Annotated in this window: 15 protein-coding genes; 9 read left to right on the top strand and 6 right to left on the bottom strand. The window is 56.8% G+C overall.

The window, feature by feature from the left end; genetic code table 11:
• The first annotated feature begins 165 nt into the window (after positions 1–165).
• Positions 166–1,668, top strand: a complete 1,503-nt coding sequence (pitA, locus tag AC1RKC_RS21065) for an inorganic phosphate transporter PitA (protein WP_020837436.1) — start codon at positions 166–168, stop codon at positions 1,666–1,668.
• A gap of 75 nt (positions 1,669–1,743) precedes the next feature.
• Here the strand turns inward: pitA and uspB are convergent, their stop codons facing one another.
• Positions 1,744–2,079: a universal stress protein UspB gene (gene uspB / locus AC1RKC_RS21060; protein ID WP_020837437.1), complete on the bottom strand. Its 336-nt coding sequence runs from the start codon at positions 2,077–2,079 to the stop codon at positions 1,744–1,746.
• A 613-nt stretch (positions 2,080–2,692) separates the two neighbouring features.
• Here uspB and uspA point away from each other — a divergent pair.
• The 8 genes from uspA (at position 2,693) to AC1RKC_RS21020 (ending at position 11,865) form a co-directional block, all read left to right on the top strand.
• Entirely contained in the window at positions 2,693–3,139 is a 447-nt protein-coding gene (gene uspA, locus AC1RKC_RS21055) for a universal stress protein UspA (protein WP_012147365.1), read from the top strand.
• A 258-nt stretch (positions 3,140–3,397) separates the two neighbouring features.
• Positions 3,398–4,741, top strand: a complete 1,344-nt coding sequence (gene gdhA, locus AC1RKC_RS21050) for an NADP-specific glutamate dehydrogenase (protein ID WP_020837438.1) — start codon at positions 3,398–3,400, stop codon at positions 4,739–4,741.
• A gap of 338 nt (positions 4,742–5,079) precedes the next feature.
• Complete coding sequence (locus AC1RKC_RS21045) at positions 5,080–6,066, top strand: autoinducer 2 ABC transporter substrate-binding protein (protein ID WP_020837439.1); 987 nt, start codon at positions 5,080–5,082, stop codon at positions 6,064–6,066.
• Between the two features lie 112 nt (positions 6,067–6,178).
• Positions 6,179–7,678 carry a sugar ABC transporter ATP-binding protein gene (locus AC1RKC_RS21040; protein ID WP_493092712.1) on the top strand — a complete coding sequence of 500 codons (1,500 nt, stop codon included), beginning with the start codon at positions 6,179–6,181 and terminating at the stop codon, positions 7,676–7,678.
• Positions 7,671–8,660, top strand: a complete 990-nt coding sequence (locus tag AC1RKC_RS21035; protein WP_046374939.1) for an ABC transporter permease — start codon at positions 7,671–7,673, stop codon at positions 8,658–8,660. The genes AC1RKC_RS21040 and AC1RKC_RS21035 overlap by 8 nt, the downstream gene beginning before the upstream one ends.
• A 1-nt stretch (position 8,661) precedes the next feature.
• The gene (locus AC1RKC_RS21030; RefSeq protein WP_020837442.1) at positions 8,662–9,615 is read left to right on the top strand and encodes an ABC transporter permease; all 954 of its coding nucleotides are present in this window, start codon (positions 8,662–8,664) and stop codon (positions 9,613–9,615) included.
• Between the two features lie 13 nt (positions 9,616–9,628).
• A complete protein-coding gene (locus AC1RKC_RS21025) occupies positions 9,629–11,266 on the top strand; it encodes an FGGY-family carbohydrate kinase (protein ID WP_020837444.1) in 1,638 nt (545 codons plus the stop codon).
• Positions 11,266–11,865: a KpsF/GutQ family sugar-phosphate isomerase gene (locus AC1RKC_RS21020; RefSeq protein WP_020837445.1), complete on the top strand. Its 600-nt coding sequence runs from the start codon at positions 11,266–11,268 to the stop codon at positions 11,863–11,865. Before AC1RKC_RS21025 ends, AC1RKC_RS21020 begins: the two co-directional genes overlap by 1 nt.
• Positions 11,866–11,917: 52 nt before the next feature.
• Here the strand turns inward: AC1RKC_RS21020 and AC1RKC_RS21015 are convergent, their stop codons facing one another.
• The 5 genes from AC1RKC_RS21015 to AC1RKC_RS20995 form a co-directional block, all read right to left on the bottom strand.
• Positions 11,918–13,816: a bifunctional metallophosphatase/5'-nucleotidase gene (locus tag AC1RKC_RS21015; protein WP_262259545.1), complete on the bottom strand. Its 1,899-nt coding sequence runs from the start codon at positions 13,814–13,816 to the stop codon at positions 11,918–11,920.
• Between the two features lie 315 nt (positions 13,817–14,131).
• Entirely contained in the window at positions 14,132–14,890 is a 759-nt protein-coding gene (gene rsmJ / locus AC1RKC_RS21010; RefSeq protein ID WP_046374937.1) for a 16S rRNA (guanine(1516)-N(2))-methyltransferase RsmJ, read from the bottom strand.
• Positions 14,891–14,898: 8 nt separating this feature from the next.
• Positions 14,899–16,941 (bottom strand): oligopeptidase A, encoded by a 2,043-nt coding sequence (gene prlC / locus AC1RKC_RS21005; protein ID WP_046374936.1) that lies wholly within the window; start codon positions 16,939–16,941, stop codon positions 14,899–14,901.
• A 120-nt stretch (positions 16,942–17,061) separates the two neighbouring features.
• On the bottom strand, positions 17,062–17,523 hold the full coding sequence (locus tag AC1RKC_RS21000; protein ID WP_046374935.1) for an HIT family protein: 462 nt from the start codon (positions 17,521–17,523) through the stop codon (positions 17,062–17,064).
• A gap of 84 nt (positions 17,524–17,607) precedes the next feature.
• Positions 17,608–19,050, bottom strand: coding sequence for an amidase (locus AC1RKC_RS20995; RefSeq protein WP_493092711.1), 1,443 nt, complete (start codon positions 19,048–19,050; stop codon positions 17,608–17,610).
• Between the last annotated feature and the right edge of the window lie 64 nt (positions 19,051–19,114).

The raw sequence follows: 19,114 nt of genomic DNA, 5'->3' as shown, positions 1-19,114 counted from the left end.
ACAGCGAGACATTCAGCATAACGCGCTGATATTTCATGTATTTGTCATACCAACGCCATCATTTCGTCATATCGAAATCAAAAAAACGTCATATTTTCCTTTTCCCCGGCCCCGGTTGTCACTGATAATGCGCGGCGTTCATGTCCACAAACTGGCGTAACGCTTATGCTGCATTTGTTCGCTGGCCTGGATTTCCATACCGGCCTGATGTTAATTCTCGCATTGTTGTTCGTGTTGTTTTATGAAGCCATTAACGGTTTTCATGACACGGCCAATGCGGTTGCTACTGTAATTTATACCCGTGCCATGCGTTCGCAACTTGCGGTTGTGATGGCTGGCTTGTTCAACTTTCTTGGCGTTATGCTCGGTGGTTTGAGTGTTGCTTACGCCATTGTTCATCTGCTGCCAACCGATCTGTTGTTGAACGTCAGTTCAGCGCACGGATTAGCCATGGTGTTCTCCATGCTGCTGGCGGCTATCATCTGGAACCTCGGCACCTGGTATTTCGGTCTGCCGGCCTCCAGCTCTCATACGCTGATTGGCGCAATTATCGGTGTGGGTTTAACCAACGCACTGATGACCCACACTTCGGTGGTGGATGCGCTGAACGTCCCGAAAATGATCGGTATTTTCCTGTCATTGCTCATCTCGCCGCTGGTCGGCATGATGGTCGCCGGGTTGATGGTGTTTGCCTTGCGCCGCTATTGGAGTGGCACCAAGAAACGCCAGCGTATGCACATGACCCCTGCGGAACGTGAAAAGGTCGACGGCAAACGCAAGCCGCCGTTCTGGACCCGTATCGCACTGATCCTGTCTGCTATCGGCGTTAGCTTCTCGCACGGCGCCAACGATGGTCAGAAAGGCATCGGCTTGATCATGCTGGTGCTGATCGGCGTTGCGCCGGCCGGCTTCGTGGTCAATATGAATGCAACCGGCTATGACATCACCCGTACGCGTGATGCCGTGACCCACCTGCAGCAATATTACCAGCAGCACAGCGACGCCTTGGCGCACGTGGTCACTCTGACCCCACTGGTGCCAAGCCCGGATGAGGACGTCTCGCCGGATAAACCTATCGAGTTCCACTGTGACAGCGCGCGCGCCATGCCGGCGATTGAGCTGACTCAGGGCTTGCTGAACAATCTGCAAAGTTACGATCAACTGACGGTAGAACAGCGTAGTCATCTGCGCCGCCTGCTGATGTGCGTAACGGATACCGCAGACAAGATCGCCAAGCTGCCGGAAACCTCGGCCCAGGACCAACGTTTCCTGAAAAACCTGCGTCAGGATCTGCTGCAAACCGTTGAGTATGCACCGATCTGGATTATCGTCTCGGTTGCTCTGGCGTTGTCACTCGGCACCATGGTCGGCTGGCGTCGCGTCGCCACCACCATCGGCGAGAAAATCGGTAAGAAGGGCATGACCTACTCTCAGGGCGTGTCGGCTCAGATGACCGCAGCCTTGTCGATTGGCGTTGCCAGCTATACCGGCATGCCGGTTTCCACCACCCACGTACTCTCTTCGGCGGTAGCCGGGACGATGATCGTGGACGGCGGCGGCGTGCAAAGCAAAACCGTGAAGAACATCCTGTTGGCCTGGTTGTTAACCCTGCCAATCTCGATTCTGCTTTCCGGTTCGCTGTACTGGTTGGCGCTTAAGGTGATCTAAGCAGTTTGCCTGATGAGAAAGGCGGCCCTGGTGGCCGCCTTTTTCTTTGTCTGTTGCAGAAAGAATCGGTCGGATTCAATACCAAATCATCAGCGCAACCAGGCTGATCACCACCAGTCCGCACAGGGCTGAGGTCAGCATAAACTGCCCGCGCACACGCTCACAGCGGCGAATAAACTCCGGATCATGGTGCTCGACATAACGCTGCGAGAAGATATAGCGCACCAGCCGTATCTGCTTGCTCGGCTGGCCATGAGCGGTAAAGAAACCACCGCCGTCGACATATTGATACAGCAGCGGGTCACAGCCGCGCAGAACCACCAACAGCGCGCGCAGAGAAGAGTAATACCGCACCATGTTTAACACACACACCACACACAGAGCCCAAAACAGCGCGACGGTACTGATCATGATTGCCTCCTCAAGGCGTTGTTATCCACGGCGCTCCGCCGGGTCCAACTGCCCTACCTCTATCACCCATTACTGCTGGAGCTTACCGCTCCGATCCCCTTTGCACAGCACAGGCCGCGCATAACCCACCGCCTCTGGAAACACCCCATCGCCATGCAGATGCACACGCGAAGGTTTGATACAGAGGAGAAATGATAAGGCCTATAGTCATTATTGTAGGTTAATGAAACGCAAACTGGCCTGAGCAGTAGATAAAATTTACCGCAAGCCATCCATTTGTCATCCATCTATTGGTTATAACTGATAACTGCCCTGCCTGAGACCGCCGGAGTTTTCCACTGCCCTAAAGGGCATTTGGGGCTATACTCTGTTTAAGAATGCTTATATTTCAATCGGTCAACCCAGCAACCGCATCATGGGCGATAGGCTTTTCTGCCCAGCGGGTGTAAAACTGACGGTAGGGAGATAAAGAGAGTTTTTTGATGCGGTGCAGTGTGATCGCCTCAACATATCATTGTGTTATCTGAATGATAAAATGAAACCTGAAGCGCCAGGCTGGTACGCTAAATGCCTGCTAACCTTTTAATCGGCATTATATGGAAGGAGTATTCTCATGGCTTACAAACACATTTTGATTGCGGTAGACCTATCCCCGGAAAGTAAAATCCTGGTGGAGAAAGCCGTATCTATGGCGCGTCCGTACAACGCCAAAGTTTCCCTGATCCACGTAGATGTTAACTATTCCGACCTGTATACCGGCCTGATCGACGTTAATCTCGGCGATATGCAAAAACGCATTTCCGAAGAAACTCACCACGCATTGACCGAACTGTCGCAGAATGCCGGCTATCCGATCACCGAAACCCTGAGCGGCAGCGGCGATTTGGCGCAGGTATTGGTTGATGCCATCAAGAAATACGATATGGACCTGGTCCTGTGCGGCCACCATCAGGATTTCTGGAGCAAGCTGATGTCCTCCGCACGTCAGTTGATCAACACCGTGCACATCGACATGCTGATTGTGCCGCTGCGTGACGAAGACGAAAAAGCCGAAGATTAAGTCGGCGCCGCTAAACAGACTTGCCCAACGCCCGCGATTGCGGGCGTTTTTCATTCCGCCGACATCAATAATCGCTTGATAATCAACCGCCCTCCAGTGATATAGTCGCTAAAGACACAACATCCTCCCCCAGGTTTTATCCATACCAATATTTATAAAAATAATGGGGGAAATTAATAGTATTACCCTATGAATTTCGGGCTGTAGCCGGGCAACAACGCTGCAGCTTGAAAGGAAACGGGTATAAAGGAGTTATCCATGGAAAATACCGTATCGGTAGAGTCTTTCTTGTCCTCGCTTCAACAACATAATCCCCACCAGCCGGAATTTTTACAGGCGGTCAGGGAAGTCTTCACTTCGCTGTGGCCTTTTATCGAGCGTAATCCGCGCTATCGCGAATATGCGCTTCTGGAGCGTTTGGTAGAGCCCGAGCGTACCATCCAGTTCCGCGTCAGTTGGGTCGACGATCGCGGCCAGGTGCAGGTCAACCGCGCCTGGCGCGTGCAGTTCAACTCCGCCATCGGGCCTTATAAAGGCGGCATGCGCTTTCATCCTTCGGTCAATTTGTCGATTCTGAAGTTCCTCGGCTTCGAACAGACGTTTAAAAACGCCCTGACCACCCTGCCGATGGGCGGCGGAAAAGGCGGTTCGGACTTTGATCCCAAGGGGAAAAGCCAGGCGGAGATCATGCGTTTCTGCCAGGCGCTGATGACTGAACTGTACCGTCACCTCGGGCCGGATACCGACGTGCCCGCTGGCGATATCGGCGTTGGCGGTCGTGAGGTCGGCTTTATGAGCGGCATGATGAAAAAGCTGTCCAACAACACCGCCTGCGTGTTCACCGGCAAGGGGCTGTCATTCGGCGGCAGCCTGATCCGTCCAGAGGCCACCGGCTATGGGCTGGTCTATTTCACCGATGCCATGCTGCAACGTCACGGGCTGGGTTTTGAAGGCATGCGGGTTGCGGTTTCTGGTTCAGGTAACGTGGCTCAATACACCATTGAGAAGGCACTGGAGCTGGATGCGCGCGTGATCACCGTATCAGACTCTGGCGGTACTCTGGTCGATGAAGCCGGCTTTACCACCGAAAAACTGGCCCATTTGGTGGAGATCAAGAATCAGCGCTATGGTCGAGTGGAAGATTATGCCCGCGAACGTGGCCTGACCTATCTGGCCGGCCAGCAGCCCTGGAACGTGCCGGTGGATATCGCCCTGCCGTGCGCCACCCAAAACGAGCTGGATTTGGCTGCCGCACAGACACTGATCCGCAACGGGGTTAAAGCTGTGGCGGAAGGCGCAAATATGCCGACCACCATTCAGGCGACCGATGCATTCCTGGACGCCGGGGTGCTGTTTGCGCCGGGCAAGGCGGCCAACGCCGGTGGGGTTGCTACCTCCGGGCTGGAGATGGCGCAGAACGCCGCGCGCATCGGCTGGCGCGCCGAGAAAGTGGATGTACGTTTACAACATATCATGGCGGATATTCATCACGCCTGCGTGGAATACGGCGGCGAGGGTAAGCAAACCCACTACGTACACGGCGCCAATATCGCCGGATTCGTCAAGGTAGCCGACGCCATGCTGGCGCAGGGCGTGTTGTAACAGGTTCATAAGGTGATCTTGTTCACACATTGCTAAAATGCTTCAATGCCGGCGCTCAGTCCGGCATTTTTACCCCTGCAAAACCCGATTGCCCCGCCTCATTTGTTTTAAATATGTAAATCATTATGGTTTTTATTGTTAATTTTATGATTATTTTCTGTGGTAAAATTACCACCACTGAATTATTCAACAATTAATTAACATTAAAACCGTCATATTTTTACTCCAATGTGCACAGATCACAATTTCCCAACTCTCGTTACGTCCCCTCTTCCATTCCTTTGTAATCTGCTCAGGTGGAAAAACAGCCACCCCTACAGATAAAAAAGGTACAGCGAATGAAATTTAACCTCGCATTATTAAATGCATGTGTGGTTTCTGCGTGCATGTTATCGACAACACCTGCCTTTGCTGCTGAAAAGTACGAGATTGCCGTGGTTGCCAAAGTGACCGGCATTCCCTGGTTCAACCGTATGGAAGTCGGCGTTAACGACGCGGCCAAAAAGCTCGACGTCAATGCCTACCAGACCGGGCCGTCCACCCCAGACCCGGCCGCACAGGTGAAAGTGATTGAAGACCTGATCGCCAAAAACGTCAACGCCATCATCGTGGTGCCTAACGACGCCAAGGTGCTGGAGCCGGTGCTGAAAAAGGCGCGCGAGAAAGGCATCGTGGTGCTGACGCATGAATCCCCGGACCAGCAGATTGGCCAGTGGGACATTGAAACCATCGACAGCGAGAAGTATGCGCAGGCCAACGTCGATGAGCTGGCGAAAGACATGGGCGGCAAAGGCGGCTATGCCATTTATGTCGGCTCGCTGACCGTGCCGTTGCACAACGCCTGGGCGGATTCCGCCATCAAGTACCAGAAAGCCAAATACCCGGACATGTTCGAAGTCACTTCGCGCCTGCCGGTAGCGGAAAGCATCGATAAGTCCTACGCCACCACGCTGGATTTGATGAAAACCTATCCGCAGATGAAAGGCATTATCGGCTTCGGCTCCCTCGGCCCGATCGGTGCCGGCCAGGCAGTCGCCAAGAAGCGCGCCAAGGACAAGATCGCCGTAGTCGGTATTGCCATGCCGGCACAGGCCGCGCCTTACCTGGCACGCGGTGACATCAAGAAAGCCCTGTTGTGGGACCCGAAAGACGCCGGTTATGCCCTGGTCACGGTGGCCGATCAACTCTTGCAGGGCAAAGAAGTGACCAAAGATTTGTCGATCGAAGGTTTGGGTAAAGCCGACGTCGACATGGATAAAAAAGTGATTCGGTTTAATAAAATTCTTGAAGTCACCAAAGATAATGCCAAATCGCTAGGATTTTAATTTTCAGTAATATTACGCCACACCGGGAAAGTCATGAAACAACGAAGGGCGCAATATAGTGCGCCCCGAGTTTCAGTCACTACCATAATAAAAACCTGCACAGGTTAACGCTATGACCACATCCACCGCATTTATCACCCTGGAAAATATCAGTAAGAGATTCCCAGGCGTGCTGGCCTTGGACCAGATCAACCTGACGCTAAATATTGGCGAAGTGCATTGCCTGGCCGGGCAAAATGGCTGCGGAAAAAGCACCATCATTAAAATTATTTCCGGCGTTTATCAGCCGGAAAAAGGCGCCAATATTTCGCTTGAGGGTAAACTTTTTCATTCTCTGACGCCGCAGCTGTCCGGCTATTACGGTATTCAGGTAATTTATCAGGATCTGTCGTTATTCCCCAACCTGACCGTGGCGGAAAATATCGCCATTCACCGCTACCTGCCCGGCGGCCATTTCTGGGTGCGCAAGCAGGTGATGCGCCAGATGGCGCTGGATGCCATGGCGCGCGTCGGCGTGCATATCGATCCCGACAAGAAAGTCGAAAAACTGTCGATTGCCGATCGCCAACTGGTGGCCATATGCCGCGCCATTGCCGCCGACGCACGGCTGGTGATCATGGATGAGCCAACCGCTTCTCTGACGCGGCAAGAGGTCGACGGCCTGCTGCGGGTGGTCAACGAACTGAAAGCGGCGGGCATCTGCGTGGTGTTCGTCAGCCACCGACTGGATGAAGTGATGGAGGTCGCCGACCGCATCAGCGTGATGCGCGACGGCAAGCTGGTCGGCACTTATCCCGCCAGCCAGTTGGACAGCCATGAGCTGGCGTTCCTGATGACCGGCCAACGCTTCCATTACAGCCAACTGCCGGCGCTGGCGTCCACCGATAGCGCACCGCTGCTCGAGGTTCGCAATCTCAGCCGGCGCGGAAAATACCAGGACATCAATCTTTCACTGCACGGTGGCGAGATCGTCTCGATCGTCGGGCTGCTCGGCGCGGGCCGTACCGAGCTGTGCCTCAGCCTGTTCGGCATGACCCGTCCCGACAGCGGAGAAATTCGTATCGACGGCCATCCGGTCCAACTGCACAACAACCGTGAAGCGGTGCGCCAGGGTATCGGCTATGTGTCGGAGGATCGTCTTACGCAAGGGCTGATCATGGAGCAGTCGATCTACGACAACACCATCGTCACTGTCTTCGATCAACTTCACACCCCGCTCGGGCTGCTGGACCATGCCAAAGCGACCGAGCTGGTTAACCGGCTAATTCGCGATCTGAACATCAAGGTTTCCGACAGCGCGCTGCCGGTAAAAATCCTGTCGGGCGGCAATGCGCAACGGATCGCCATCGCCAAGTGGGTGGCAACGCAGCCGAAGATCCTGATCCTTGATTCGCCTACCGTCGGAGTGGACATCGCCAACAAAGTGGGGATCTACCAGATCGCCAAAGATCTGGCCGCGCTCGGCATGGCGGTGCTGATGATCTGCGACGAAATCCCGGAAGCCTATTACAACAGCCATCGGGTGATGGTGATGCGCAAGGGCGAGCTGATCGCCGAGTTTTCGCCGCACCACAGCACCGAACAACAGATCGCCGAGGTGGTGAATGGATAAGTCATTATTGGCCCGCCTGGCCGGCCGGCACGAGTTTTACCTGGGCCTGCTGGTGTTGTTGCTGGCAATAGGCCTGAGCGTCAGCACCAGCGAGTTTCTGACGCTGGGTAACCTGACGGATGTCGCCACCAGCTACGCCATTCTCGGCATTCTCGCCTGTGGCCTGTTCGTGGTGCTGATTGCCGGCGGCATCGATATTTCATTCCCGGCGATCACCGCCATCGCGCAGTACGTGATGGCCAGTTGGGTCATTCAACACGGCGGCGGCTTCCCGCTGGCGTTCGCACTGGCAATGGGCGTCGGCCTGCTGCTCGGGCTGGTGAACGGTTTTCTGGTCTACTGGCTGAAGGTGCCGGCGATCATCATCACCATCGCCACGCTGAACCTGTTCTACGGCTTACTGGTTTACGCCACCAACGGCACCTGGCTGTACGGTTTCCCCGACTGGTTTATGGATGGCATCAGCTGGTTCTCGTTCCAGGGGGCCGACGGTTATGACTACGGCCTGACGCTGCCGCTGCTGTGCCTGCTGGCGGTGATTATCGTCACCGGTGTGCTGATGAACTTTACCCGCCTCGGCCGCCAAATTTTCGCCATGGGCGGCAACCGCGATGCGGCGTCGCGCCTGGGGCTGAACCTGCTGCGGCTGCACTTCTACGTTTACGGCTACATGGGCATTCTGGCGGGTATCGCCGCGGTGGTGCAGGCGCAGATAACCCAGTCGGTAGCCCCCAACTCCCTGCTCGGTTTTGAGCTAACGGTGCTGGCTGCGGTGGTGCTGGGCGGCACCAGCATGACCGGTGGGCGCGGCTCCTTGACCGGCACGCTGCTGGGCGTGGTGCTGTTGGCCTTCCTGCAAAACGGCCTGACGCTGCTCAGCGTGTCGGCCTATTGGCACCAGGTGTTCAGCGGCGCGATCATTTTGATCAGCATCAGCAGCACCGCCTGGAATGAAAAACGCAAGCTGGCCAAGGAGCTATGACATGATCCAGTTAACCCGTCTGATCCCCAACGATCGGATCATCCGCCTGCAGAGCGCGATCATTATCGCCGTGGCGCTGCTGTTCGCCGGGCTGCTCGGATCGCGCTTCTTCAGCCTCGGCAATTTCCAGTCGATCGCCTCGCAGCTTCCGATCCTCGGCATGCTGGCGCTCGGTATGGGCATTACCATGCTGACCGGCGGCATCAATCTGTCGATTATCGCCGGTGCCAACGCCTGCTCGCTGGTGATGGCAGCGATTATCGTCAGCCACCCGGACCAACCGCTGTTTCTGGCGCTGGCACTGCTGGCCGGGCTGCTGGTCGCCGTCGCCATTGGCGCGCTTAACGGCGTGTTGGTCGCCTGGATTGGCGTTTCGCCCATCCTCGCTTCGCTCGGCACCATGACGCTGATCACCGGCCTGAATATTCTGCTGTCCAACGGCGCGGTGATCTCCGGCTTCCCGGCGGCGATTCAGTATCTCGGCAACGGTAGTCTGCTCGGCATTCCGGTGGCGCTACTGCTGTTCCTGCTGGTATCCGTTGGCCTGTGGCTATTGCTGGAGCACACCACGCTCGGGCGCAGCCTGTATCTGATTGGCTCCAACGAACAAGCCACCCGTTTTAGCGGCGTAAACACCGCCCGGGTACAGATTGCGGTCTATATTTTATCCGCCCTGCTCGGCTGGGGTGCGGCGCTGCTGATGATGGCCAAATTCAACTCGGCCAAGGCCGGTTACGGCGAATCCTATCTGCTGGTGACCATTTTGGCCTCGGTGCTGGGCGGCATTAACCCGGACGGTGGGTTTGGCCGGGTGCTGGGTCTGGTGCTGGCGCTGATAGTGCTGCAAATGCTGGAAAGCGGCCTCAACCTGCTGGGCGTCAGCAGCTATCTGACCATGGCCCTGTGGGGCGGTGTGCTGATCCTGTTTATCGCATTACAGAATCGAAAAGCCTGACTGGAGAAAAACAATGGCGAGCTATTTTATTGGCGTAGATGTAGGCACCGGAAGTGCGCGCGCAGGGGTATTCGATCTCAACGGTCACATGGTCGGGCAGGCCAGCCGAACCATCGACCTGTATCGTCCGAAAGCGGACTTCGTTGAGCAGTCTTCGGACAATATCTGGCAGGCGGTGTGCAACGCGGTGCGCGATGCGGTCAACCAGGCCGACATCAACCCGATTCAGGTTAAAGGACTGGGTTTTGACGCCACCTGTTCTCTGGTGGTGTTGGACAAAGAGGGCCAACCGCTGACCGTCAGCCCGTCCGGCCGCACCGAGCAGAACATCATCGTGTGGATGGATCACCGGGCCATCACCCAGGCCGAACGCATCAACGCCACCAAACACCGGGTGCTGGATTTCGTCGGCGGCATCATTTCGCCGGAAATGCAGACCCCCAAAATGCTGTGGTTGAAACAGCATATGCCGACCACCTGGGCCAATGCCGGTTACCTGTTTGACCTGCCGGACTTCCTCACCTGGCGGGCCACCCAGGACGCCACCCGTTCACTGTGTTCGACGGTGTGCAAATGGACCTATCTCGGCCATGAACAGCGCTGGGACAAAAGCTATTTCAAACAGATTGGATTGGAAGACGTGCTGGAGCACGATGCCGCCAAGATCGGCAGCGACGTCAAAATGATGGGCGAACCGCTCGGCCACGGCCTCACCCAGCGTGCCGCCAGTGAAATGGGCCTGATTGCCGGCACGGCGGTCAGCGTCTCGATCATTGACGCCCACGCCGGGACGCTCGGCACGCTTGGCGCTACCGGGGTTTCCGGTGAAGTGGCAGATTTTAACCGCCGCGTTGCGCTGATTGGCGGTACTTCCACCGGCCATATGGCGATGTCCCGTACCGCGCGTTTTATTGGCGGCGTATGGGGGCCATATTACTCGGCGATCCTGCCGGAATACTGGCTGAACGAGGGCGGCCAGTCCGCCACCGGTGCGCTGATTGACCACGTGATCCAGTCGCATCCTTGTTACCCGGAGCTGCTGGCACAGGCAAAAACCCAGGGACAGACGATTTATGAAGTGCTGAATGCCCTGCTGCGCCGCATGGCAGGTGAGCCGGAGGAGATTGCCTTCCTCACCCAGGATATTCATATGCTGCCGTATTTCCACGGCAACCGTTCACCACGTGCCAACCCGACGCTGACCGGTACTCTGACCGGGCTGAAGCTGTCGCGTACCCCGGAAGATATGGCCTTGCATTATCTGGCGACCATCCAGGCGATTGCGCTGGGTACCCGCCATATTATTGAAACCATGAACCAAAGTGGCTACAGCATCGACACCATCATGGCCAGCGGCGGCGGTACTAAAAACCCGATTTTCGTGCAGGAACATGCCAATGCCACCGGCTGCGCCATGCTGTTACCGGAAGAGAGCGAGGCAATGCTGTTGGGGGGAGCGATGATGGGCACGGTGGCAGCCGGGGTATACGACACGCTGCCGGAAGCCATGAGCGCCATGAGTCGCATCGGTAAAACCGTGACGCCACAGACCAACAAAATCAAACGCTATTACGACCGTAAATACCGCGTGTTCCATGAGCTGTATAACGACCACATGAAATACCGCCAACTGATGCAGGAGGAAGCCTGATGCAGCAGGAATGGCAGCGGGCCACTGAAGCCTGGGCAATCTACAGCCGGGAACTGGCACAGCTGAGCCAGCGCATCGACGCACAAAGCTGGCAACGGTTGCTGACGGCATTGGCCGAGTGCCGGGGGAAAATCGTGGTCACCGGCGTCGGGACTTCCGGCATCGCAGCACGCAAGATAGCCCATATGCTGGCCTGCGTGGAACGGCCAGCCATCTACCTGAACGCCACCGATGCAGCACACGGCGATCTGGGCTTTTTGCGCAGCGATGATTTGATGATTCTGATTTCGCGCGGTGGCAATTCCGACGAATTGACCCGCCTGCTGCCAACGCTGCAGGCCAAGGGTGTGCCGCTGATCGGCGTGACGGAAAATCCGGATTCGGCGATCGCCAAAGCGGCACGGTTGGTGATCCGCACCGGGGTAGAAAATGAGATAGATCCACTGAATATGCTGGCAACGACGTCTATCGTGCTGGTATTGGCAATCTTCGACGCGGCCTGTGCCTGCCTGATGGAACGCAGTGGCTACGATAAAGAAACGTTGCTGGCGGTACACCCAGGCGGTGACGTCGGCAAGCGCTTGCTGCAGGGGAAATAATCCACGGGTGTTGGTAGGGCTCAGCATACCTACGCCGAGCCCATTATCTCTATCAGGCTTTGTTAATCGCCTCGAGAATCACTAACCGATCGCTCAGGCGTTTTTTCGCCACCGGATCGCTGGCGGCGGCCAATTCTGCCTTCAATGCCGCCTGTTGCTGCTGACGGGCCTTCGGCTCGCCGATCAGCAGTGGCTTCACGTTGAACGACGCGACATTGCCGTAACGCCCATCTTCACTGGTAGGTACGCTGATTTTGCCGTCGTTCAGCAGTTTTTCGACGATTTTACGCTCACGTTCGTAGCCTTCCAACCCAACCAACTGCCAGCGCTGCACCGCCTGTCCCTGATACTGGCCTTTTTTCACTTCGGTCAGATAACGGATAGTCAGGTTGCGGATGGTTCCGGCCTCTTCGCCATATTCAGCCTTGCTGTCCGACAATACCGGGAACTGCATGCCTTCCAGTGCGCCGCCTTTTTGCGTCAGGTGCCCCATGCGATAGCTGTTCATGCCCAGACGGATCGGCGTGCTGTCAGTCACCGGCGTGCCGTCGGCCATGCGCAAATCACGGATGCGCTGCCCGACCGGTTGGCGCAGGTCGATTTTATAGGTCACGCCATCGAAGAAATCATTGGTGGAATACTTGGACGCGCGGCGCTGCGGGTTGAAGCTGTAGGTGACATCGCCGTCCTGCAGCTGATTGAAGTAGCCCGCCGACCATTCCATGTACTTCTTCAGCTCTTTGCCACTGAGTTGGTACACGGTGATCTCGCCGCCGGCATATTGATAATTGAAGGCGATATCTTTGGCCGTAATGGTACCGACGTTTAATTTCGGCCGGTCATTATCAATCTGCAGCGCGATCACCTGCGCCTGTGGCGCATAGTAACGGCTGGCTTCCTGATACAGTTTGCTGATGCCGGTATCCTGCACGTGTACCTGCGGGATCCCCTTCACGGCATCCGGCGGCACCAGATCCTGGCCGCTGAGCTGGGCAATCGGCCGGTTGGCGTTGGCGCGCAAAATCTTGTGATAAGGCTGATAAATCTCTTCCAGCTTTTTATCCGACGCGATGCCTTTGATTGGGTAGGTATAGCTGTCTTTGTTGATCAGCACGTACTTGCCGTTATGCTGCTCAAACTGCAAATCGATGCGCGACAGCGCACGGCCATATTTGTCCGGTTCGGTAACGATCACGCCGTTAATCACTTCTTTATCGACTTTGACGTGCATGTGCCCGGCGACAATCGCCGCCAGTTCCGGGTTCGCACGAGCGATATCGCCAACGCCGGTACCAGGGCGCTGGTTCTCGTTGTCGATGCCCATGTGCGCCACCAGCACGATAGCGTCCACTTCACCCTGAATTTGCTGAATGACCTGCTTCACCGCCTGCACCGGATCGGTAAAGTTCAGCCCTTTCACCCGGTCGGTGCCTTTGGCAAACTCTGCGGTCATCGGCGTATCCATGCCAATAATGCCGATTTTCACTCCCTGACGTTCAATGATTTTATACGCCGGCAGGTAGGGTTTGCCGCTCTCCCACAGAATATTGCCGGCCAATGCCGTGCCCTTGAACTGGTTCAGTGAGGTGGAAAGCGGTTTGAGGCCGAAATCGAATTCATGGTTACCCATCACCCAGACGTCATAGTCCAGCGCGTTAAACCCGAGGATCATCGGGCTGGTTTTGTCGTTTTTAAAAGTCTCGACAAAGTTGCCCTGGATGGTGTCGCCGGCATCGACCAGGATCACGTTGGGCTGCTTCGCCCGTACCTGTTGCACCTGAGTGGCGATTTGGCTCAGGCTGCCGGCCAGGTTTTCGGTGTCGGTCGAATAATCCCAGGGCACAAAGGTACCGTGCAGATCGGACGTGCCGAGGATGGTGATATTGACTGGTTCAGAAGCCATTGCAGAGGTACCCAGGCAAAGCAAAACAGCAAGGAGTGTCTTCTTCATTATCATCTAATTATAGGGAGGGGAACGAACAGGAATCATGCGATCTGGAACACAAGCTTGCCAGTATCTTTGCAAGGTAAAAAATAAAATTGGGAGGTGGATCAATGAATACCTCCCTATTTCGCCCTCTATGCCCTAAATAATTGGCGTTGTATCAAGGCGGCAAGTTTGTCAGTCCCCAGGAGCTTACTCAAGTAAGTGACTGGGGCGCACAACAAATCTGTCGGGAACAGATTTGAACAACGTTTGCGTTGGCCCCGTTACGGGGCGAGGCCCATGGACGGGCCGAGTAATGCAGCCAACACAGATACAGCCTCAAGTATGAAGGGGATAGGGCATATAAATATCGAAACGGTGACTTTTGGTGGTCGAGGCCGCATGCGCGGGCACGTTAGCCAATGGTGGAGCATAATCCGGCCGTTTAACCACCACGCGCTTGGTCGCCAGACGGCGTGCCGGCTCCAGCAGACCATCGGCATCGTCGTCGCTGCCCACCAGCGACTGGAACACCCGCATCTCTTTCTTCACCAGCGCGCTTTTCTGCTTGTGTGGGTACATGGGATCCAGGTACACCACCTCGGGGGGTGAGTCGAGCTCGGCTAACGCCGTCAGACTGGAGGCGTGCAGCAGAGTCATGCGCTCGCGCAGCCATGGGCCGATTTCCGCATCCTGATAGCCGCGTTGCAGTCCATCGTCCAGCAAGGCAGCCACCACCGGATTACGCTCCAGCATCCTCACCCGGCAGCCCAGCGAGGCCAGCACAAAGGCATCGCGCCCCAGCCCTGCCGTAGCGTCTACCACGTTTGGCCGATAGCTGCCCTTGATGCCGACCGCTTTCGCCACCGCTTCGCCACGCCCGCCGCCAAAGCGGCGTCGGTGCGCCATAGTGCCGGAAATGAAATCGACGTAGATCGCCCCCAGCTTGGGTTCGTCACGCTTACGCAACTCCAGACGTTCCGGCGTCAGCACCAGCGCCATCGTCGCGTCGTCGTCCGAAACCAACTGCCAGCGTTCCGCCAGAATAGACAAGGCGCCGGGATCGGCGCCTTCTTCACACAATAAACACACGCTCACCGGTGGGGTTATCCTTTAATGCCGTAATGGCGCAGCATAGCATCCAGCTGCGGCTCACGGCCACGGAAGCGTTTGAACAGTTCCATCGGCTCTTCGGAACCGCCACGCGACAGGATGTTGTCGAGGAAGGATTTACCGGTTTCGGCGTTGAAAATCCCCTCTTCTTCAAAGCGCGAATAGGCATCTGCCGACAACACTTCTGCCCACAGGTAGCTGTAGTAACCCGCCGCGTAACCGCCGGCAAAGATGTGGCTGAAAGCGTGCGGGAAACGGCCCCAGCTTGGAGAAGGCACAACCGCCACCATTTTTTTCACTTCTGCCAACGTCGGCAGGATCTGCGCACCTTTCTCAGGGCTGTATTCGGCGTGCATGCGGAAGTCGAACAGGCCAAACTCCAACTGACGCAGGATGAACAGCGCAGCCTGGTAGTTTTTGGCGGCCAGCAACTTGTCCAGCATCTCCTTCGGCAGCGGCTCACCGCTTTGATAATGGCCGGAGATAAACGCCAGCGCTTCCGGCTCCCAGCACCAGTTTTCCATAAACTGGCTCGGCAGTTCGACCGCATCCCATGGCACACCGCTAATACCGGAAACACCGGCGGTGTCGATTTGGGTCAGCATATGGTGCAGACCGTGGCCGAACTCGTGGAACAGCGTGGTCACTTCGTTATGGGTGAACAGCGCCGGCTTGTCGCCCAGCGGACGGTTGAAGTTACAGGTCAGATAGGCAACCGGTTTTTGCAGCTCGCCGTTGGCCTTGCGCAGGCTACCGACACAGTCATCCATCCAGGCCCCGCCGCGCTTGTTTTCGCGGGCATACAGGTCGAGGTAGAAGCTGCCGCGCAGCTCACCGTTAGCGTCGAACAGATCAAAGAAGCGCACTTCTGGATGCCAGGTATCCACATCCTTACGCTCTTTGGCAGTGATGCCATAAATGCGTTTCACCACTTCGAACAGGCCTTGTACCACACGTTGTTCCGGGAAGTAGGGGCGCAGTTGCTCGTCGCTGATCGAGAACAGGTGCTGTTTTTGTTTTTCGCCATAATAGGTGATGTCCCAGGCTTCCAGCTCATCCACACCGTAATGCTGTTTGGCAAAGGCACGCAGCTGCGCCAGTTCCTGCTCGGCCTGCGGACGGGCGCGTTTGGCCAAATCACTCAGGAAACCCAGTACCTGTTCCGGGTTTTCCGCCATTTTGGTCGCCAGCGACTTGTCGGCGTAGCTGTCAAAGCCCAGCAACTGGGCCAGTTCGTGACGCAACGCCAGCGTTTCCGCCATCACTTCACTGTTGTCCCATTTGCCGGCATTTGGCCCCTGATCGGAGGCGCGGGTAGCGAAAGCACGATACATTTCTTCACGCAGCGCGCGGTTATCGCCATAGGTCAGCACCGGCAGATAGCTTGGCATATCCAGCGTCAGCAACCAGCCTTCCTGCTCTTTGGCCTGCGCCATCGCCTGAGCCTGAGCCAGCGCGCTTTCCGGCAGGCCGCTCAGTTCGGCTTGATCGGTGATCAACTTGCTCCAGCCCATGGTGGCGTCGAGCACGTTGTTGCTGTAAGTGGAACCCAGTTCGGAAAGGCGTGCGACGATCTCGCCGTAACGACGCTGTTTTTCCGGCGACAGGCCAATGCCCGACAGTTCGAAATCACGCAGCGCGTTTTCTACCGACTTGCGCTGCGGTACCGTCAGTTGATTGAAGGCTTCGCCTTCTTTCAGGCTACGATAAGCCTGGTATAGCCCTTCGTGTTGCCCTACCCAGGTGCCGTACTCAGACAGCAACGGCAGCGCCTGCTCATAGGCAGCACGCAGTTCCGGGCTGTTTTTCACCGAGTTCAGATGGCCGACCGGCGACCAGATGCGCGACAGGCGATCGTCAGACTCCGCCAGCGGCTGACACAGGTTATCCCAGGTAAATGGCCCCGGCTGCGCGACAACGCGCTCTACCGCAGCGCGACAGTCGTCCAAGGCGGATTGCACCGCAGGCACGATATCTTCTGGGCGAATGGCGGAAAACGGCGGCAGGGAAAACGGAGTCAGCAACGGATTTGTCATAGGGCAGTCCTGATTAGCGTTGGGGCCCGCCACGACGGGCAGGCCTTAAAATGCGTATGAATATCTAACATGGTGCCAAGCGGCAGGAAAATCAATGGCCCGGCGTTGATAGATAGTGCCTTAAACCGCACTCTGACGGATCTTCGCGGCCAGCACGGCCAGATGCTCGTCGTCAGCGCGCGCCGCGTCGTGGGACGAAAGGTAACCCTCATAGCGGTCGAAGAATTTCGCCGAGGTCGATTCGATAGGCTGCCACTGTTCCAGCGCAGCGGTACCGTGCATCGGGATCAGCTTGGCATGCACATGGTCGACGCCAAAACCTTCGAACACCATGCCGCAGCGGCCCACGTCGTCAAACGCCCGGTCGAGCAACTGCGCTACCCGCTTGGTCGCCAACATCAGCTCGCTGAGTACCTCGTCCGGCAACGCAAAGGCATAGCTCTCATAGTGCGCCTTGGGGATCACTACGCTGAAACCCTCGGTATTCGGATAAATGGAAAGGAACGCCATATGACTCTCGTCTTCCCAAATTTTATGGCACGGCACTCTGCCCGCCACCATTTCGCAAAAGATGCAGCTCATCGTCTCCTCCTGAATGGGACGGCGAGCCAAGAGCCCGCCGTAAAAGCCTTTCAGCAACATAGCGGATATTTTGCCTTTTGACTGCTATTCCCCTGCATTTCCCGCCCAAACAGCCGGACGCCGTTGATGCCACGGCGCTGCCCGTTCCAGCTGCCCTGCCAACCGCAGCAGTTGATCTTCGCGGCCAAAACCGGCAACAAATTGCATGCCTATCGGCAGATTGTGCTGCGCATCATGCGCCAGCGGCACCGACATCGCCGGCACGCCTGCCACATTAAACACCGGCGTGAACGGTGAATGATCGAATAAATGCGCGGTCCACTCCAGGCCACTCATATCCGCAGTTCCGGTACCGTAGCGACCGATCCGCCAGGGCAAGTCAGGCATGGTCGGGGTCAACAACAGATCGTACTGCTGGAAATAGGCGCCCACGGCACGAGTCACCCGGTTACGCACCTCAAGCGCCGCAACCATATCCACCGCCCTGGCGGCCAACCCGTAGCGGTAACAGGCCAGCGTTTCCGGCTCCAGCATGTCGGTTGAAATCGCGCGTCCGGTGGTTTGGCTCAACCCCTCAACCCAACCGACCAGATTGGCGCACCAGATCTGCGCATTGGCGAATACCAGTTCCTGCCAGCTGACGCCGATCGGCATCTCCGCCTCAGTGACCTGATGGCCCAGCTCGCTCAGCAGCACTGCGGTGTCGTTGGTGGCCTGAACGATGTGCGGTGCAGTTTTCCCGCCATTCCACGCCTGAGTCATCATGCCAATACGCAACCGACCAGGCTCGCGGATGACCTGTGACAGCCAGCTTTCTGGCTGCGGTGCCGTGTAATAAGGTTCGCCGGGATGGGGATGTTGTAGCGCATCCAGTAAAGCGGCACTGTCGCGTACTGTGCGACTCAGCCCCAATTGAACGCCAAAGCCGTTGAACACTTCATCCATCGCCGGGCCATGTGATACCCGGCCGCGCGTCGGTTTAAGGCCGAACAACCCATTGGACGAAGCAGGCACGCGAATAGAGCCTGCAGCATCAGTGGCATGCGCCATAGGCACGACCCCGGCAGCAACCGCCGCGCCAGCACCGCCGCTGGAACCGCCCGCGCTGAAATCAAGGTTCCAGGGATTGCGCGTAGCACCGTAAAGCACCGCTTCGGTGGTGGTGCTGAACGCCATCTCCGGCGTGGTGGTTCGGCCAAAGGTCACCAGCCCCGCGCGATGGATATTGCGCATCAGATAACTGTCTTCCGTGGCAATCTGCCCCTGCGCCAACCGGCTCCCCAATTCAAGACGCTTGCCAGCCATGCTGATGGCGATATCCTTGATCAGAAAGGGAACGCCTGACAGCGGGCCGCGCCTCTCCCACAGAGGTTGTGGCCAATGCTCCACCACCGCGTTGATCGCCGGGTTTACCGCCTCAACCGCTGCCCTCGCCGTTTGCTGCAGCTCTTGTGCACTGACTTCACCCGCCTGTACCAATGCTGCCAACCCCAGCGCGTCGTAGCTAACGTACTCGCTCAGTTTCATCGTCTCTTCCTTCATCCGTTATGGTTTCGCCGGCTTTTCCGACGTCCGTTCCACGGTAGGAGGA

It is taken from the genome of Serratia sp. GW822-FHT06E05 (assembly GCF_058799445.1).
Note: the sequence above shows the minus strand (reverse complement) of the source record. Positions and strands in the feature narration are given on the sequence as shown.

Coding starts and splice junctions, on each gene's coding strand:
- pitA (WP_020837436.1), top strand. CDS start 166: ATGCTGCATTTGTTCGCTGGCCTGGATTTCCATACCGGCCTGATGTTA.
- uspB (WP_020837437.1), bottom strand. CDS start 2,079: ATGATCAGTACCGTCGCGCTGTTTTGGGCTCTGTGTGTGGTGTGTGTG.
- uspA (WP_012147365.1), top strand. CDS start 2,693: ATGGCTTACAAACACATTTTGATTGCGGTAGACCTATCCCCGGAAAGT.
- gdhA (WP_020837438.1), top strand. CDS start 3,398: ATGGAAAATACCGTATCGGTAGAGTCTTTCTTGTCCTCGCTTCAACAA.
- AC1RKC_RS21045 (WP_020837439.1), top strand. CDS start 5,080: ATGAAATTTAACCTCGCATTATTAAATGCATGTGTGGTTTCTGCGTGC.
- AC1RKC_RS21040 (WP_493092712.1), top strand. CDS start 6,179: ATGACCACATCCACCGCATTTATCACCCTGGAAAATATCAGTAAGAGA.
- AC1RKC_RS21035 (WP_046374939.1), top strand. CDS start 7,671: ATGGATAAGTCATTATTGGCCCGCCTGGCCGGCCGGCACGAGTTTTAC.
- AC1RKC_RS21030 (WP_020837442.1), top strand. CDS start 8,662: ATGATCCAGTTAACCCGTCTGATCCCCAACGATCGGATCATCCGCCTG.
- AC1RKC_RS21025 (WP_020837444.1), top strand. CDS start 9,629: ATGGCGAGCTATTTTATTGGCGTAGATGTAGGCACCGGAAGTGCGCGC.
- AC1RKC_RS21020 (WP_020837445.1), top strand. CDS start 11,266: ATGCAGCAGGAATGGCAGCGGGCCACTGAAGCCTGGGCAATCTACAGC.
- AC1RKC_RS21015 (WP_262259545.1), bottom strand. CDS start 13,816: ATGAAGAAGACACTCCTTGCTGTTTTGCTTTGCCTGGGTACCTCTGCA.
- prlC (WP_046374936.1), bottom strand. CDS start 16,941: ATGACAAATCCGTTGCTGACTCCGTTTTCCCTGCCGCCGTTTTCCGCC.
- AC1RKC_RS21000 (WP_046374935.1), bottom strand. CDS start 17,523: ATGAGCTGCATCTTTTGCGAAATGGTGGCGGGCAGAGTGCCGTGCCAT.
- AC1RKC_RS20995 (WP_493092711.1), bottom strand. CDS start 19,050: ATGAAACTGAGCGAGTACGTTAGCTACGACGCGCTGGGGTTGGCAGCA.